This is a genomic window from Mycobacterium bourgelatii, from assembly GCF_010723575.1.
Classification (GTDB): domain Bacteria; phylum Actinomycetota; class Actinomycetes; order Mycobacteriales; family Mycobacteriaceae; genus Mycobacterium; species Mycobacterium bourgelatii.
In genome coordinates this window covers 4,193,566-4,210,693 of record NZ_BLKZ01000001.1, presented here as the reverse complement: position 1 = coordinate 4,210,693, position 17,128 = coordinate 4,193,566, and the positions used below count along the sequence as shown (strand labels likewise).

The following is a 17,128-nucleotide window of genomic DNA, read 5'->3' as shown; positions in this document are numbered from 1 at the left end:
GGGCACGGTCATCACGCCAAGTTCTGCGCGCCCCACTCCCGCTCGGCGGCCAATCGGGCTGGAGTGCCGGCGGGCTGACTTTCGTCGTCACGACTGGCCAAGTTGACCAGTGCCCCGGCGAGGGCAAAGACCGGTATCCCGTGTCGCTCGCTGGCCGAGACCAACTCTCGGAAGGCTGCGTAGGTGCTGCAGCGGCGCCAACCAACAAGTATGCCGACCGCGGTGTCCAGAGCGCGCGTCGATCCGTTACGGCTATCCCTTGCTGTCGTATGACTTTCCAACCCCTGAGTCATGTGCCATCGACCTTCCTATTCCTGTCGCTATTCCTGTCGCGGCCAGTGTCAACCGTGCGACGCCTATGCGTCGGTCAGCGGCGCGTCGCAAAGCTCACTCTCGGCGCCGGATTCAGCTATTTTGTTGCGGGAGAAGGAAATCAATGACAACGACAGCGCAGGGGCGAACGGCGCATGATACTGAAGCGCGCCCGTGATCGCATCGCCTAATTGTAGGACATGGGGATGGCGAAGGTTTGGATTCGGCGTGTTCGGCTCGCCCGCGTTTTAAAGCTCGACAGTTAGGCCGCGGGTGCTCGGCGGAACCGGGCGACGAGCGGATACATCTGGCAGCCAAGGCAAATACCGAAGGCAGCGTTGAGGAACGAAGCGAACAGCGCGAAGGCCGTCGCGACCACGCCGACCACCGGCAGTGACGCCGCAAACCCGACGACCCCGACGACGGCGAAAACCAGTCCGACCAACTGTGCGAATTTCAGCGGCGGCACCGGTTCGCGTTCCTCCACCGGTCCGAGCCGCGGTGCGACGAGCTTGCGGAAAATGAGCCCGTAAGGACCGTTGCGTGGGCCGCGCAGGGCGGTGATCGCGAAGACGACGGCCTGAGCGGCCAGGATCACCGTGGCGGCGGGAATGCTGAACGTTGACACCGCCAACGTCGTCACGAGGACGGTGCTGGTGATCCATGCCGCGAACCGCGGACCCCGCACGTCTACTTGGGCCTGGTTTTGGGCACCGTCGGTCGACATCAATGCGCTCCTGTCGCTAGAGGTTGGGTCGAAAGCATCTAGTCACTGGTCTTTCCGGCTAACAGCGACTGCAATGCCGCTTGTAACTCGGGTCCCTTGGGCACGCCGGCGGTGCGGTAGTGCTGACGGCCGTCGGCGTCGAAGATGAACGTGGTGGGCAGCGATAACACCGAGAGCCGTTTGGCCGCAGCGGGATTCGCGTCCAAGTCCAATTCCACGTGCGCCACCTCGGGCAGGGCCGCGCACACCTGGTCAACCACCCGCCGCACCGCGGCGCACGGGCCACACCACTCGGCGCTGAAGTGGACGATGGTCGGGCCGGTGTCGGACAAGCCCAGATCCGAGGTGTCTTGCCGCGGTGCGGCGTCGTTCAATGCGGTCTGGCGTAACGTGCCCGAACGGCGATTGACCACCACGCCGACAGCGCTCGCGGCACCCAGCGCGGCTGCGGTCGCCGCAACCGCGACTATCAGAGTGCTCACCAGCGCACCATTCTCCTGCAGCTCCAACGATTTCTTGTCTCCACCGACGCAGTACCGAACAACCCCGCGCCCGCCGGCGCGTATTCCTCAGATGGAAAAGTCCTCGCCATACCAGACCCCCGCCTCGGGCGGCCGAATGACGCGCTCAGCCGGTTGCCCGGCCTGCGCGGCACCGTCGGAACCCCCGGCCTTGCCGTTACTCCTGGCTTCCAGCCTGGCCACCCGGGTGAGCAGCGACTGGAGGCTGACGCCGACCAGGTCGGGCAGCCTTGACTCGTCCTCGCTGGCCTTTGAGGGACGGCTGACGATCTGTCCGGGGACCCCGACCACGACGGAACTCGACGGGACCTCTTTGACCACGACGGCGTTGGCGCCGATGCGACTGCCGTCGCCGATCTTGATCGGGCCGAGCACCTTGGCGCCGGCGCCGATGGTGACGCGATCACCGACGGTGGGGTGCCGTTTGCCAGTGTCGGAGCCGGTCCCGCCGAGGGTGACCCCGTGAAAGATCGTGACGTCTTCACCCACCTCGGCGGTTTCGCCGATCACCACGCCGGTCGCGTGGTCGATGAACAGGCCGGGGCCGAGCACGGCACCGGGGTGAATCTCGACACCGGTGAAGATGCGCGTCAGCTCGGCCAGCGTCCGGGCCAGCACCCGTGCGCCGCGCTGCCACAACCAATGATTGATCCGATGAGCCCAAACGGCGTGCACGCCCGGATAGGCGAAGATGACCTCCAGCACGGTCGGCCGAGCGGGGTCCCGCTCCCGGGCCGCCTGGATGTCACGCCGGATGGCTGCCAACACGTCAGTCGCTCAGATCCTTGAACAGCACGGTGCTCAGGTAACGCTCGCCAAAATCGGGGAGTACCACGACGATCAGCTTCCCGGTGTTCTCCGGACGGCGCGCCACCTTCAGGGCCGCCGCTACGGCCGCACCCGAGGAAATGCCGACCAGCAGACCTTCCTCCCGGGCAAGCCGGCGCGCCAGCTCAAGCGATTCCTCGTTCTCGACGGTGACGACCTCGTCGACCAAGCCCAAGTCCAACACCGGCGGCACGAAGCCCGCGCCGATGCCCTGGATCGGGTGTGGCCCCTTCTGACCGCCGGAGAGCACCGGCGACGCGGAGGGTTCCACCGCAATGAACTGCGTGCCGGGCTTGCGTTCCTTGATGACCTGGGCGACGCCGGTGATGGTGCCGCCCGTTCCGATGCCGGATACGAAGATGTCGATCTTGCCGTCGGTGTCGTTCCACACCTCTTCCGCGGTGGTGACGGCGTGCACGGCAGGGTTGGCCGGGTTCTCGAACTGCTGCGGAATGAAGTACCGCTGATCAGTCTTGGCCAGCTCTTCGGCCTTGGCGATGGCACCGGGCATGCCCTCGGAGCCGGGGGTGAGGATGAGTTCAGCGCCGTAGGCGCGTAACAGCATGCGGCGCTCGAGACTCATCGTGTCCGGCATGGTGAGCACCAACTTGTAGCCGCGGGCGGCGGCCACCATCGCCAGGGCGATGCCGGTGTTTCCGCTCGTCGGCTCGAGAATGATGGTGTCCGGCCCGATCAAGCCCGCCTTCTCGGCCGCGTCGATCATTGCCACGCCGATCCGGTCCTTCACACTGTTGGCCGGATTGAACGATTCCAGCTTCGCGACCACGTCGGCGACGGCGCCGTCAGTGACCCGGCGCAGCCGAACCAGTGGGGTGTTTCCGATCAGTTGTGTGATGTTGTCGGCAATGGTCATCCACATTCTCCAACGAGGTCGGCGTGGGCCTGGTCCGCATCCCAGGCGATGTCAACTTCCATTGTCACGTGTGTGGGGGTGGTTAGTGCAACCGGCGTGAGGCGGTGTGACGGCCCAGCTAGCGCCACGCCCGTCAGGACGCGCCCGCTGAGCTGGTGCGACGTCGTGGCGGTGAGTGCCGTCGCCGACGCGCCGGGAGCGCAGCGCAGATAGAAATCGGTGCCCGGTTCGATCGGCTCCGTGATCGGGACACCGTCCGCGTCGACGACTTCGCTGCCGGCCGCGGCGGTCACCCGCAGCGGGACGCGCACTCCGAAGGGCCCCACTAGCCTGGACCCGGCCTCCCACTCGGCGACCGCAGCCTCGTCAACCAGCGGGTTTCGGTTTTCCCGAGCCGCGGTGAACGCCCCGGCCAGCAAGTAGTTGTAAAGGTGCACGATGCGGTCGGAGTTGCGGTAGTGCCCCGAACCGGTCAGCCAGAAATCGACATGGTCGATGTCGAGCGAAGCGGTCGTGCGGCCGGAATCTGCGCCGGCGGGAACCAGTCGGTAGTAGCGGTAGCCCAGGGCGCCACGCGAACGGCTGCTGGTCGACAGGGTGCTGCCAACTCCGAGGGTCTTCTGATAGCGGCCCTTGCCGGCGTCCGTGGTCAGCTGTGAACCGGAGACATCGTGCCAGGCCAGCCCGTCAGCCGACTTTTGCAGCCGCACGCTGGTTTCCGACGCGGTCCACAACGAGTAGCCACCCAGCTGCGGTTGACCGTCGAACTCGAAGGTGAGCACCGGGCCTGGGCCGCGGTGCACGGCGACGGGCGCATTCAGGGGACGGGTGTCGAGTGTCATGCCGTTGGTGAAGTACCAGATGGCGGCCTGCGTCCCCGCGATGGCCTCGTGTTCGCTGATGTTGCCGGGGCCAAGGGGATACCCCGCGTCGCGCAGCCGCCGGCTGAGGTCGGCGATCGAACGCATCGGAAAGGAGTGGCGCAGTATCCACTCGACCTCGGCCTCGCAGCCCCGAGTGCTCAGGTGCGGCAGCGCCGACCAGGTGCCCAGGCGATACGGCGACGGGTGGTGCGGGGCGATGCCCATGAAGTCCAGCGAGTACGCCTGCAGATTGGGATGCAGCCTGATCAGGTCGGTACGCGCGGTGGTGCCGTCGGTGAACACCACCTTGTCGACGGTGTGGGAGTAGGTGCCACCCCGATAGCGGGTCATGCGGCTCGGCTCGTTGGCCGGTCGCACCCGGATGCGGCGACGGGTTGTCACCGGAGCCGCGAGGCGGCTGGGTCGGGAAAGCGGCGCGGAAAGCACGGTCATAGCTGGCTGATCTTCCTCAAAGAATTTGGCTGCGCATCACCGTGCCGCCGGGCGGTGTGCCATACCGCCGCCTGCGGGGGGAGCGCGAGGGTAGCTGAGGGGCTAAAAGATCAACAGCAACAACAACAAGGCATCACGAGGCAGCGCGAAGGAACGAAGCGCGGCTGAAGGGCCTGTTGCATAGGGCCACTATAGGGCATCCGGGATTTAGGCTGTTTCAATCATGGTTGGTTAAAGGTTTGTGTGTGAACGTTGCAGTCCCTTACCCTCGCTGGGCGCTGGCACTCGATGTGGGGCAAGATAGGTCCTGCGCCAGTAGCTTTCGCTTAAAATCGACGTGATTTAAAAGGTGGAGGGAAGGACCAACATGACTTCGGCTGCGCAAGGGGCTCAGAACGAGTCTCAAGCCCTTGGTGATCTCGCTGCCCGGCAGCTCGCCAATGCGACCAAGACCGTCCCCCAGCTTTCCACGATCACCCCGCGGTTTTTGCTGCACCTACTCAGCTGGGTGCCGGTGGAAGCGGGCATTTACCGCGTCAACCGCGTCGTCAACCCGGAGCAGGTCGCCGTCAAGGCGGAGTCTGGGGCCAGCGGCATCGAAGAGCCGTTGCCCGAGACCTACGTCGACTACGAGACCAGCCCGCGCGAGTACACGCTGCGCAGCATCTCCACGCTGCTCGATGTACACACCCGCGTCTCCGACCTATACTCCAGCCCCCACGACCAGATCACCCAGCAGCTGCGGCTGACCATCGAGACGATCAAAGAGCGTCAGGAGTCGGAGCTGGTCAACAACCCCGAGTACGGGTTGCTCTCCCAGGTGACTCCCGAACAAACCATCCAGACGCTGGGCGGCGCGCCTACTCCCGATGACCTGGATGCGCTGATCACCAAGGTCTGGAAGACCCCGAGCTTTTTCCTGACGCACCCGCTGGGCGTCGCCGCGTTCGGCCGCGAGGCCACCTACCGCGGCGTGCCACCCGTCGTCGTGAACCTGTTCGGTGCCCAGTTCATCACCTGGCGCGGCATCCCGATCGTTCCGTCGGACAAGGTGCCCGTGGAGGACGGCAAGACCAAGTTCATCCTGGTGCGCACCGGCGAGGAGCGCCAAGGCGTGGTGGGTCTGTTCCAGCCTGGACTCGTCGGGGAGCAGGCACCGGGCCTGTCGGTGCGGTTCACCGGCATCAACCAGTCGGCGATCGCCACCTACCTGGTCACGCTGTACACGTCCCTCGCTGTGCTCACCGACGACGCGCTGGGCGTGCTCGACGACGTCGCTGTGGACCAGTTCCATGAGTACAAGTGAGTACCGCTCGGTAGACGCCGAAAGCGACCTTCCCGTCAGCGCGGCTGAGCTGGCCGCGCTCGCCAGCCAGCTGTACGCGGCGAGTATCCGGCCAGGGCCGGACAGCCCGCCGCAGACGGCGCCGCTGGCGCCCCGTGGGAACGCACCCGACACGACGTCGGCGGCCTCCCTGGGCCGTACGGCGGGAGGTGCCTCCGACCCACTCACCGCGGGCGTGCCGGCAATAGCCTTCACCGATACGTATGTGCCCGCGCCTTCCTCACCGGGGCCGGAAGCCACGCCTCCCGGAGTGGTGCCGGTGGCGCCGCGCGGCAACCTGCCGGACTCCACGGCGGCCCCGACGGCGGCCTCCGCCGCGGCCGGGGTGGCTGATCCGCTACTTCCGCCCGGTGTCGGCGACCTCACCGCCTTCGCGGTGCCAACCGAGGGCATTGTGCCGACGGTGCCCGGCGTCCTGGCAGGGGCTGCACCCACCGCCCCGGTCGCGCCACGTGGATCGGCTCCTGGCTGGCTGCCCTCAGCTCCTTCCGTCGGTGACCTGGGCTGGTCCGACGCGCCGACACTCGTGCCCGGTAGGGATGAGGGCAACTACCACTTTCTGAGTCGGCCGGAGGTCGCCTCGGAGCCGGTGCCGGATTTGCCGGACCAGCACGAGGTTTTCGACGTCAACGCCGTGCGGGCGGATTTCCCGATCCTGAAGGAGACCGTCAACGGCAAGCCGCTGATCTGGTTCGACAACGCCGCGACCACCCAGAAGCCGCAGGTGGTCATCGACCGGCTGGCGTACTTCTACGCCCACGAAAACTCCAACATTCACCGGGCGGCACACGAACTGGCGGCGCGCGCGACCGACGCGTATGAAGAGGCACGCGAAACGGTGCGCCGCTTCATCGGCGCTCCCAGGGCCGAACAGAACATCTTCGTGCGCGGCACCACCGAAGCCATCAACCTGGTGGCCTACGCGTGGGGCGGCAAGCACCTGAAGCGGGGCGACGAGATCGTCATCACGCATCTGGAGCACCACGCCAATATCGTTCCGTGGCAACTGCTTTCGCAGCAGACCGGAGCAATCTTGAAGGTCGCGCCCGTCGACGAGGCGGGCAATCTGCTGCTCTCGGAGTTCGAGGACCTGCTCGGACCGAGAACCAAACTGGTGGCCGCCACCCAGGTGTCCAATGCATTGGGCACCGTGACGCCGGTGGAAAAGATCGTCGAACTGGGCCACCGCTATGGCGCGCGCGTCCTCATCGACGGCGCCCAGTCGATCCCGCACCTGCCCATCAATGTCGCCGAACTCGGGGTCGACTTCTTCGTGTTCTCCGGTCACAAGATCTATGGCCCCACCGGCATCGGGGTGCTGTATGGGTCCGAGGATGCCCTCGAAGAAACTCCGCCATGGCAGGGCGGCGGCAACATGATCGCCGACGTCACCCTGGAGCGGTCGCTGTACCAGGGCATCCCGAACAAGTTCGAGGCCGGAACCGGCAACATCGCCGACGCGGTCGGGCTGGCCGAGGCGCTGCGCTACGTCGAACGGGTGGGCATCGAGCGCATCTCGGCCTACGAGCATTCACTGCTGGAATACGCCACGCCTCGGTTGGCCGACATCCCCGGTGTTCGACTGGTGGGCATGGCGACCGAGAAGGCCAGTGTGCTGTCCTTCGTGCTGGCCGGGCACGAGCCACTCGAAGTCGGCAAGGCGCTCAACGCCGAGGGCATCGCGGTGCGTGCGGGCCACCACTGTGCCCAGCCGATTCTGCGTCGCTATGGTCTGGAGGCGACGGTGCGCCCGTCGTTCGCCTTCTACAACACCTTCGAAGAGATCGATGTTTTCCTGCGCGCGGTGCGCCGGATCGCCGAAGGCGGCACGAACGTAGGCTGAACCGCCCACGCATTCCACAGTTGTTCTCTGGTTGATTGCAAACCTGGGAATCGATTTGCGTTGCTCGTAAGCTGGCGGCGTGTTTCTATCCGCAATTAGACGGCGTTGTGTCGATCCTGGCTGCGGATATCGTTAAGCCATTGCGGGACAAGGAATTCCACGTAGCGAATCCATTTGTTGAGTAGACGTAAAAGAGGGTCTGGTATGAGACGCACGCAGTTGTGGACCACCCTGGGGAGTACATCGACCCGATGAATACCGCCACCATTGCGAAGCCCATGCAGGCGCTGGGTGAGTTTTTTCAGCTCTGCGCGGAGACGTTCCTGGTGATGGTGCGACGTCCGTGGGCCTGGCGTGAAATTCTCGAACAAATTTGGTTCGTGGCCCGGGTGTCGATCTTTCCGACCATCATGCTGTCGATTCCCTACACCGTGCTCATCGTGTTCGTCCTCAACATCTTGCTCGTCGAGATCGGTGCGGGCGACCTGTCCGGAGCGGGGGCGGGACTCGCGTCCGTGACGCAGGTTGGTCCCGTCGTCACAGCGATGGTCGTCTCCGGTGCCGGCTCGACGGCCATGTGCGCGGACCTGGGGGCGCGCAAGATTCGCGAGGAAATCGACGCGATGCAGGTGATCGGGGTCAACCCGGTCCAGGCGCTGGTGGTCCCGCGCGTCCTGGCCGCCACATTCGTTGCTGTGCTTCTCTATTCAGTCGTCGCGGTCACCGGACTGGTCGGCAGCTACATCTTTGTGGTGTACGTGCAGCACGTCACGCCGGGCGCCTTTGTCGCGGGAATGACGTTGCTCGTGGGCCTGCCGCAAGTGGTGATTTCGCTCATTAAAGCCACTCTGTTCGGAATCTCGGCCGGCCTGATTGCCTGCTACAAGGGACTTTCGGCGGGTGGCGGCCCCGCCGGCGTAGGTAGCGCGGTGAATGAAACCGTGGTCTTCTCGTTCATGGCTTTGTTCTTCATCAACATCTTGACGACTGCGCTTGGGGTAAAGGTGACCGCCAAGTGACTCGCGCCAACGAGGTTGCGGAGCGAAGCGACGAGGTAGGTCCGCTTCCCCCGGCGCAGGGGAGAACGGCGCCCGCGAGCCGGCCGGCAGTGCAGGAGCCGTCGTGGTTCGCCACGGTCGGCCCGAGGTTGGTGGCCGCCACGCGCAGGATCGGCGAACAGACCGCCTTCTACGGACAGTCCTTGGCCAACACCGGCGACGCGGTGCGCCGCTACCCCGGAGAGCTGCTGCGGCTGATCGCCGAGATGGGAATGGGCACCGGGGCACTCGCGGTGATCGGCGGCACCGTCGGCATCATCGGCTTTCTCACGCTGACCACCGGAGCCCTGGTCGCGGTCCAGGGTTACGACACGCTGTCCAACGTAGGTGTGGAGGCACTGACCGGCTTTCTCTCGGCGTTCCTGAACGTTCGGATGATCGCGCCGTGCACCGCGGGCGTGGCACTGGCGGCCACGATCGGTGCGGGCGCGACGGCGCAGCTGGGCGCCATGCGGATCAACGAAGAGATTGACGCCCTAGAGGTGATGGGCATCCGCGCGGTCACCTACCTGGCGTCTACCCGCATCATCGCCGGTGTCTTCGTTGTCATCCCGCTCTACGCGGTGGCCGTGCTGGCGTCGTTCGTCGCCGCCAAATTCCTCACCATTGCCGTTTACGGCCAGTCTCGCGGCGTCTACGAGCACTATTTCGTGACGTTCCTGCATCCCACCGACCTGATGTGGTCGTTTCTGTCGGCGCTGACAATGGCCGCGGGTGTGATGGTTGTGCACACGTACTACGGTTTCACCGCGACGGGCGGCCCGGCCGGGGTGGGGGAGGCCGTCGGTCGTTCCGTGCGGTCGTCGATGATGGTCACCGCCTTTGTCTGCCTGATGATTTCGCTGTCCGTCTACGGTCAGCACGGCAACTTCAACCTGTCGGGATAGCTGCCATGCCCAATCGCAGTGACCGCGGCGCATTCCGGCTGAACCGAACGCGCGTCAGCAAGATCGATCCGATCTGGTATGCGCCAACGCTGTTCATCGTCATCGCCGGTCTCGTTGCGCTGACCGCGGCATCGTTCTCCGGCGAATTCGAGAGTTTCGTCCCACTCACGGTGGTCTCGGACCGAGCGGGACTGGTGATGGAAAACGGCGCCAAGGTGAAGCTGCGCGGTGTGCAGGTGGGACAGGTGGCGTCGATCGGCACGGACACGAAAACAGCTCAGCTGAAACTGAAGATCTATCCGGACGTATTCAAGTATCTGCCGAGCGACGTCGAGGCCGAGATCAAATCGACGACCGCGTTTGGGGCCAAGTTCGTCGATCTCATCGTGCCCGACCACCACAGTTCGGTGGCTTTGAAGCCCGGCGCAATCCTGCGCTCCCGCAATGTGACCGTCGAAGTCAACACCGTTTTCGAGAACCTGCAAGCGGTGGTCCAGGCCCTTGACCCAGCCAAGCTGAACGCGGTGCTGTCCGCTTTCGCGCAATCGGTGCGTGGCAAGGGCGATCGGATCGGACATGCCATCACCGATGCCAACAAGGTGCTGTTGGCGGTCAACCCCCGGCTGGGCACCGTTCACGAGGATTGGCGCCTCTTCCGCAAGACCATGGCCACCTATTCCGCTGCGGCGCCGGACATCCTGTCGATCCTTAGTTCGTTCACGACCACCAGCGACACCATCACCGCGAATCAGCAGTCGTTGGATGCGCTGCTGTTGTCGACCATCGGCTTCAGCCAGACCGGAATCAACCTCATCGGTCGCAACGAATCGAACATCGTGAACGCCATCAACCTGCTCGATCCGACCACCAAACTGCTGGAGTTGTATTCGCCGACCTATACCTGCCTGTTCCAGGGTGCGCAGTGGTATGTGGAGCACGGTGGCCGGGAAACCTTGGGCGGCAACGGTTATTCGTTCATCATGGACGCCGGCATGCTCTTCGGCGACGACCCGTACCGGTACCCGAAGCACCTGCCAAAGGTCAACGCGAAGGGCGGTCCCGGCGGAAAGCCCAGTTGCGGTTCGCTGCCCGACCCCAGCGCAAACTACCCGGTCAAGGCTCTGGTCACCGATACCGGTTGGGGCACCGAGCCAAATGAGATCCGCACCAACATGGCCGTCGGAAATCCCTGGTGGTCCAACTACTTCCCAACGACCAAGAACCCGCCGGAACCGCCGCGCTACTTCTTCCGTGGGGGCACGCCACCGCCATGAGTAAAGGAAGGCAGAGCCTCTGGAAGATCTGGGCGCGCGTCGCGTTGTTCACCGCGGTGTGCCTGGTGTTCACGTTTGCGTTGATCACGGTGTTCGGACAGTTTCGCTTCGAAGACCGGGTCGGCTATCACGCGGTGTTCACCAATATTTCAGGGCTGAAGTCCGGCAACTTCGTGCGCATCGCCGGTGCGGAGGTCGGCAAGGTCGGCGACATCACCCTGCACCGCGACGGCACGGTGACCGTCGATTTCGCGGTGGACAAGAAACTGCGACTCACCGAAGGCACCCGGGCCGTGGTGCGCTACGAAAACCTGATCGGTGACCGGTTTCTCGCTCTCGAACAGGGTGCCGGGTCGCCGCACCGACTGGCGCCGGGCGCAACCATTCCGCTGGCGCGGACGTCGCCGGCGCTGGACATCGACGCATTGATCGGCGGGTTCCGGCCACTGTTCCGCGCGCTGGACCCAGACCAGGTCAACGCGCTCTCGGGGCAACTGTTGCGCGTCTTTCAGGGACAGGGCGGCACCCTGTCGTCGGTGCTGGCACAGACCGCGTCGCTGACCTCGACGCTGGCGGGGCGTAGCGAACTCATCGGCGAGCTGATCACCAACTTGAACACCGTGCTGCACACCTTCGCCACTCGCGACCGCGAATTCGCCGACGGCCTGGACAAACTGGTCGAATTTGTGGACGGTCTGGCAGAGCGCAAGACCGACATCGCCAACGGGCTGGCATACATCAACGCGGCGACCGGGTCGATCGCCGACCTACTCGTGCAGGCGCGCCAGCCGATCAAGGAGTTGGTACACGAGACCGACCGCGCGTCGGGTCAGATTCTTGCCGACGGTGAGTATGTCGACAACCTGCTCAGGTCGCTGCCCGACGTTTATCAAGTCCTGTCCAGACAAGGTCTGACGGGTGACTATTTCGGCTTCTACTTCTGCGAGGTCTTGCTCAAGGTGAACGGCAAAGGAGGGAACCCGATCTACGTGAAGCTGGTTGGCCAGCCCTCCGGACGGTGCACGCCGCAATGAGCCGGTTCAGAGGCAAGCCGGGCAAGAATCGCAACCCGGTCGTCCTGGGAGCGATGGGCGCCGTGATCGTCCTGTGCGCGGTCTTCATCGCCTTCCAATACGACAAGTTGCCGTTCGTCAACAACTACGACAACTACGCGGCGTATTTCTCCGAAGCCGGTGGCATCAAGCCCAGGAACCAGGTCCGGGTGTCCGGCGTTGGCGTGGGCCGGGTGTCCGATGTCCGCTTGGAAGGCAACAAGGTTCGGGTCGGTTTCACCGTCCGGAAGAACGTCGAGTTAGGCGATCGCACCGAAGCGGCCATCAAGACCGAGACCATTCTCGGGTCCAAGATGCTGGAGCTGACCCCGCGCGGCGGCGGTCGCCTGCGCGGCCCGATCCCGCTGGAACGCACCACCTCGCCCTACGACCTGCCCGATGCGTTGGGAGACTTGACCACTCAGATCAGTGGCCTTGACACCATCCAGCTGTCAAAGGCGCTGACGACGTTGGGGGACACCCTCAAGGAGACACCGCCGAACCTGCGGCCGGCGCTCGAGGGTGTCGCCCGGTTCTCGGAAACCCTCAACAGTCGCGACGCGCAGCTGCGCAGTCTGCTGGCGAACGCCAACGGTGTCAGCACGGTATTGGGTCGCCGCAGCCAGCAGATCGCCGTTCTGGTCCAGAACTCCAACGCACTACTGACGGCGTTGCTGCAAGAGCGTGATTCGATCGACGCCCTGATGAACAACATCACCGCGGTTTCGCACCAGATTTCTGGGCTCGTCGATGAAAACCGCACCCAGCTCAAGCCGGCGCTCGACAAGCTCAACGGCGTGCTCGAGGTCCTCGACAACCGTAAAGAGGAAATCCAAAGGACCTTGCCGAAGTTCAAGCGGTATGCCATGTCGTTCGGCGAGGTGCTGGGCTCCGGGCCGTTCTTCAAGGCTTACGTCGCGAACCTGATCCCCGGCCAGCTGAGCGGTCCGATCCTCGACTCGCGCATGTATGACCGGTATCTGGACCCCAACCAACACCTGCCGTCGGAGTCCGTCGACCCGCCGACCGGAAGTCCGCCCGTCCCACCGGAACTCGCCCCGGTGCCGATTTGGTCTCAGCCGCCCTCGCCGGCGCCCAGGCCGGGGCCGCCGCCGGACTATGTGCCACCCGATCGGGGGGCGCCGTGAACATCAGCCGGAGCCTCATTCGCCGAGCCACGGCGGTCACCTTGATCGCAACCCTCGTTTTCGCTTCGTTTCTGGTCGGCAAGAGCCTGTGGAAACACGTTGATACGAACACCTATTCGGCGTATTTCCAGAACGCCAACGGCTTGTTCGTCGGCGACGAGATTCGCATCCTCGGCGTCGCGGTCGGCACGGTGGACAAGATCGAGCCGCAGCCCACGAGCTCGAAAGTGACCTTCTCCGTCGACAAGCAGTACCCGATCCCGGCCGATGCCCGCGCCGCGATCCTGTCGCCGTCGTTGGTGACCGCGCGGGCGATTCAGCTCGTCCCCGCCTACTCCGGTGGCCCCACCTTGGCCTCCGGGGCAGCCATTCCGCTGAGTCGTACCGCGGTGCCCGTCGAATGGGATGACTTCCGAAAGCAGTTGAAGGCGCTGACCGAGTCGCTGCAACCGGGTCCGGACGGCGTCAACTCGCTGGGCGAATTCATCAATGCCACCGCGGACAACGTGCGCGGCGAGGGGGAGACCGCGCGCGACACCATAATCAAGCTCTCCGAAGCGATTTCAGCGCTCGGCGATCACGCCGACGACATCTTCAGCACCGTACGCAATCTGCAACTGCTGGTATCGGCCCTGCACTCCAGCAGCGATCTGCTGGCGTCGTTCAACCGCAACCTGGCAAGTGTGACGACGGTGCTGTCCAACACCCCCAATGAGGTCGCCAACGCCCTGCAGGGCCTCGACGGGGCGTTGGCGGATGTGCGCGGCTTCCTCGCGGAGAACCGGGAATCGATGGGTGTCACGTTCGACCGGCTGAGTTCGATCACCACCGCGCTCAACGACAGCCGCGCCGACATCAAGCAGATTCTGCACGTGGTCCCGACGGTGTTTCAGAACTTCGTCAACATCTACCAGCCCGCGCAGGGCGCGATGAGCGGCATCATCGCGCTGAACAACTTCGCCGACATCCAGCAATGGATCTGCAGCTCAATCGAAGCGGCGGCCAGGCGGGGCTTGGATCGGGTGGCGAAGCTCTGCATGCAGTATGTCGAGCCGATCATCAAGAACCGCATCTACAACTTCTTGCCGTTCGGGCTCAACCCTTTTGTCGGCCCGCAGGCCCGACCCAACGAGATCACTTACAGCGAAGAGAGACTTCGTCCCGACTTCGTGCCCCCAGAGCCGCCCGCACCGCCCGCGGCCCCCGAGGCATTGCCCGCCGAGCAGGCTGCGGTGCCCCCTCCCGCGCCGGGGCCGGTCGTCGTGGACCCGAGCCTAGGTCTGCAGGGGCTGATGGTTCCGCAGGGGCCCCACTCATGAGGCGCGCCATCGTCGTTGTACTGAGCGTTGCGTCCATCGCCGTGCTGCCGGGCTGCGCCGGTTGGCACGGCCTGAACTCGTTGACCCTCCCGGGGACCGCGGGTGGGGGACCGGGCTCCTACACCATCCAGGCGCAGCTGCCCGATGTGGTGAACATCCAGGAAAACACCCGGGTTCGGGTCGACGACGTCAACATCGGCAACGTCACCAAGATCGAGGTGCAGGACTGGCACGCGCTGGTAACCATGCGCATCAACGGCGATGTGCACCTGCCGGCCAACGCCACCGCCAAGATCGGCCAGACCAGCCTGCTGGGTTCGATGCACGTCGAACTTGCGCCACCCAAGGATGAGCCGCCCGTGGGCGAACTCAAAGACGGTTCGCTCATTCCGTTGTCGCACGCGAGCATGTACCCGACCACCGAGCAGACCCTGGCATCCGTCTCGGTGCTGCTGAATGGCGGCGGGTTGGCGCAACTGCAGGAAATCACGCAGGCCGTCGCAAAAGCGTTCGCGGGCCGTGAAAACGACATGCGCAGCTTGTTGCAGCAGATCGACGAGTTCATCGCGGGCACGAATGAGCAGACCGACGACATCATCGGCGCCGCCGAGAATCTCAACGCGCTGGCCGGCCAGTTCGCCGCCAAGGACGAGGCCGTCGACAAGGCGCTGACCAGCGTGCCCAAAGCGTTGGCGGTTCTGGCCAAGGAGCGCGAACAGATTGCCGATGCGATCGATCAGCTCGGCAAGTTCAGCGCGATCGCGGCGGACGTCCTGCACCAGAGCAAGGAATCTCTGGTGAACAATCTGCGCCAATTCGCGCCGGTGCTACGGCGGCTCGCGGACGCCGGTCCGTCGCTGACCAAGGGCCTGGACGGGTTGGCAACGTATCCCTGGCCGACGTCCACGGTGACCAACTGGTTCCGTGGCGACTACGCCAACCTGACCATGATCGTCGACCTGACCCTGAGCCGGATAGATACCGGCATATTCACCGGCACTCGCTGGGAAGGCAACATGACGCGCTTGGAACTGCAGTGGGGCCGCACGATCGGCATGCAGCCGAGCCCGGCCACCGCCGGCAACCCGCTGACCTTCCCTTACCACTTCGAGAGTTACTGATGCTGCGCCTGAACCGCAAGACCTGGATCCAATTGGCAGTTCTGTCATTGGTGACGGTGTTGTCTTGTGGTGCAATGATTTTCAACTACATGCGGTTGCCGGAGACGTTGTTCGGGGTGGGCGAGTACACCGTGACGGTCGACTTGAAGGAGTCGGGCGGGCTGTACGAAAACGCCGTCGTCACCTACCGCGGCACCGACGTGGGTCAGGTCAAGTCGGTCAACGTCACCGCCGACGGCGTGCAAGCGGTGCTCGCCATGCGATCCAGCGTGCAGGTGCCGTCCGACGTAAAGGCATCGGTGCACAGCCGTTCGGCGGTGGGAGAGCAGTACATCGAGCTGACCCCGCTGCCCGGCAAGGATCTCGAGCATTCCCGCCAACTGCGTGCCGGGGACAAGATTCCCGCCGGCAATGTCGACGTGCCCATCGACATCGGACTTCTGCTCGACATGACTAACCGAGCGTTACAGGCCATTCCGCGGGAGAACCTGCGCACGGTGATGAACGAGTCCGATCGGGCGGTCGGCGGCCTCGGGCCCGAGTTGTCCCGGATCGTCGACGGGTCGGCGGCGCTGGCGATCTCCGGCGGGCGCAACGTCGACTCGCTCGCCACTCTGATCGACCAGGCCCCACCGGTGTTGAACTCCCAGGTGCAGACCTCGGAGGCGATCGCCACCTGGGCGGCGCAAACCGCCGCGATCACGGCCCAGTTCAAGGCGCAGGATGCGGCGCTGCGTGACCTGATGACGCAGGGCAGCGAAGGCCTGGAGGAAGGTCGGGCGCTGTTCGATCGGGTCGCTCCGGCATTGCCGGTGTTGATGGCCAACCTGGTCAGCCTCGGGGACATCGCCGTCGTCTACCGCCACGACATCGAGCAGATCCTGGTGCTGCTCCCGCAGGGCATCGCCGTCATGGCCGGTTCCCTGGTGCCGAACACCGGCACCAAGCAGGACTACCGCGGCTTCTATCTCGATTTCAATCTCAACATGAACTTGCCCCCACCGTGCACCACCGGCTTCCTGCCGCCGACGCAGCGACGCGCGCCGTCCAACGTCGACGCTCCCGACCGGCCCGCCGCGGACCTGTACTGCCGGATACCGCAAGACTCGGAACTCAATGTCCGTGGCGCACGCAACATTCCATGCGAGACCAAGCCGTGGAAGCGGGCACCCACCGTCGAGCTGTGTGAAAGCGACGAAGAGTACGTACCGCTCAACGACGGTTACAACTGGAAAGGTGACCCCAACGCCACTTACAGCGGCCAGGGCGTGCCACAGTATCCGCCGGGACAAGATCCGCGCCTACCACCGCCGCGGGGCACCGCGCCGGCGCCCCCGCCGGTAGCCCCCCCGATAGCCCCGCCAGTAGCCGTGGCCACCTACGACCCGGCCTCCGGTGACTACGTCGGACCCGACGGGCACCGGTACACCGAAGCCGATTTGGCGCACCCGCGTGCCAAGAACTGGCAATCACTCTTGGTGCCAACACCGTGAGCCATTGCGG

The 17,128-nt window shown here is 64.8% G+C and carries 16 protein-coding genes; 10 read left to right on the top strand and 6 right to left on the bottom strand.

The genetic code is table 11. The annotated features are described in order from the left end of the window. Positions 1-11 precede the first annotated feature (11 nt). The 6 genes from G6N68_RS18145 to G6N68_RS18120 all read right to left on the bottom strand — a co-directional run bounded on the left by G6N68_RS18145 (position 12) and on the right by G6N68_RS18120 (position 4,578). Positions 12-293 carry an ANTAR domain-containing protein gene (locus tag G6N68_RS18145; protein ID WP_163715118.1) on the bottom strand — a complete coding sequence of 94 codons (282 nt, stop codon included), beginning with the start codon at positions 291-293 and terminating at the stop codon, positions 12-14. 281 nt (positions 294-574) lie between these two features. Continuing rightward, on the bottom strand, positions 575-1,039 hold the full coding sequence (locus tag G6N68_RS18140; RefSeq protein ID WP_163715115.1) for a DUF4395 domain-containing protein: 465 nt from the start codon (positions 1,037-1,039) through the stop codon (positions 575-577). 38 nt (positions 1,040-1,077) lie between these two features. After that, positions 1,078-1,521: a thioredoxin family protein gene (locus G6N68_RS18135; RefSeq protein WP_205351373.1), complete on the bottom strand. Its 444-nt coding sequence runs from the start codon at positions 1,519-1,521 to the stop codon at positions 1,078-1,080. A gap of 87 nt (positions 1,522-1,608) precedes the next feature. Then, positions 1,609-2,328 carry a serine O-acetyltransferase gene (gene cysE, locus G6N68_RS18130; protein ID WP_163715112.1) on the bottom strand — a complete coding sequence of 240 codons (720 nt, stop codon included), beginning with the start codon at positions 2,326-2,328 and terminating at the stop codon, positions 1,609-1,611. Position 2,329: 1 nt separating this feature from the next. Continuing rightward, positions 2,330-3,262: a cysteine synthase A gene (gene cysK / locus G6N68_RS18125; protein ID WP_163715109.1), complete on the bottom strand. Its 933-nt coding sequence runs from the start codon at positions 3,260-3,262 to the stop codon at positions 2,330-2,332. Next, entirely contained in the window at positions 3,259-4,578 is a 1,320-nt protein-coding gene (locus tag G6N68_RS18120; protein ID WP_163715106.1) for a thioester domain-containing protein, read from the bottom strand. Before G6N68_RS18120 ends, cysK begins: the two co-directional genes overlap by 4 nt. Positions 4,579-4,945: 367 nt before the next feature. Here G6N68_RS18120 and G6N68_RS18115 point away from each other — a divergent pair, with 367 nt between their 5' ends. The 10 genes from G6N68_RS18115 to G6N68_RS18070 all read left to right on the top strand — a co-directional run bounded on the left by G6N68_RS18115 (position 4,946) and on the right by G6N68_RS18070 (position 17,118). Then, complete coding sequence (locus G6N68_RS18115) at positions 4,946-5,884, top strand: family 2A encapsulin nanocompartment shell protein (RefSeq protein WP_163715103.1); 939 nt, start codon at positions 4,946-4,948, stop codon at positions 5,882-5,884. Then, the gene (locus tag G6N68_RS18110; protein ID WP_163715100.1) at positions 5,871-7,766 is read left to right on the top strand and encodes a family 2A encapsulin nanocompartment cargo protein cysteine desulfurase; all 1,896 of its coding nucleotides are present in this window, start codon (positions 5,871-5,873) and stop codon (positions 7,764-7,766) included. Before G6N68_RS18115 ends, G6N68_RS18110 begins: the two co-directional genes overlap by 14 nt. A gap of 251 nt (positions 7,767-8,017) precedes the next feature. Next, positions 8,018-8,785 carry an MlaE family ABC transporter permease gene (locus G6N68_RS18105; RefSeq protein WP_163718780.1) on the top strand — a complete coding sequence of 256 codons (768 nt, stop codon included), beginning with the start codon at positions 8,018-8,020 and terminating at the stop codon, positions 8,783-8,785. Between the two features lie 89 nt (positions 8,786-8,874). Further along, positions 8,875-9,711 carry an ABC transporter permease gene (locus G6N68_RS18100; RefSeq protein WP_163718778.1) on the top strand — a complete coding sequence of 279 codons (837 nt, stop codon included), beginning with the start codon at positions 8,875-8,877 and terminating at the stop codon, positions 9,709-9,711. A gap of 5 nt (positions 9,712-9,716) precedes the next feature. Beyond that, positions 9,717-10,985 (top strand): MCE family protein, encoded by a 1,269-nt coding sequence (locus G6N68_RS18095; RefSeq protein WP_163715097.1) that lies wholly within the window; start codon positions 9,717-9,719, stop codon positions 10,983-10,985. Next, complete coding sequence (locus G6N68_RS18090) at positions 10,982-12,019, top strand: MCE family protein (RefSeq protein WP_163715094.1); 1,038 nt, start codon at positions 10,982-10,984, stop codon at positions 12,017-12,019. Before G6N68_RS18095 ends, G6N68_RS18090 begins: the two co-directional genes overlap by 4 nt. Further along, positions 12,016-13,185, top strand: coding sequence for an MCE family protein (locus G6N68_RS18085; RefSeq protein WP_163715091.1), 1,170 nt, complete (start codon positions 12,016-12,018; stop codon positions 13,183-13,185). The genes G6N68_RS18090 and G6N68_RS18085 overlap by 4 nt, the downstream gene beginning before the upstream one ends. Further along, positions 13,182-14,504 carry a virulence factor Mce family protein gene (locus tag G6N68_RS18080; RefSeq protein WP_163715090.1) on the top strand — a complete coding sequence of 441 codons (1,323 nt, stop codon included), beginning with the start codon at positions 13,182-13,184 and terminating at the stop codon, positions 14,502-14,504. Before G6N68_RS18085 ends, G6N68_RS18080 begins: the two co-directional genes overlap by 4 nt. After that, positions 14,501-15,625: a virulence factor Mce family protein gene (locus tag G6N68_RS18075; protein ID WP_163715086.1), complete on the top strand. Its 1,125-nt coding sequence runs from the start codon at positions 14,501-14,503 to the stop codon at positions 15,623-15,625. The genes G6N68_RS18080 and G6N68_RS18075 overlap by 4 nt, the downstream gene beginning before the upstream one ends. Beyond that, the gene (locus tag G6N68_RS18070) at positions 15,625-17,118 is read left to right on the top strand and encodes an MCE family protein (protein WP_163715084.1); all 1,494 of its coding nucleotides are present in this window, start codon (positions 15,625-15,627) and stop codon (positions 17,116-17,118) included. Before G6N68_RS18075 ends, G6N68_RS18070 begins: the two co-directional genes overlap by 1 nt. Positions 17,119-17,128: the final 10 nt, after the last annotated feature.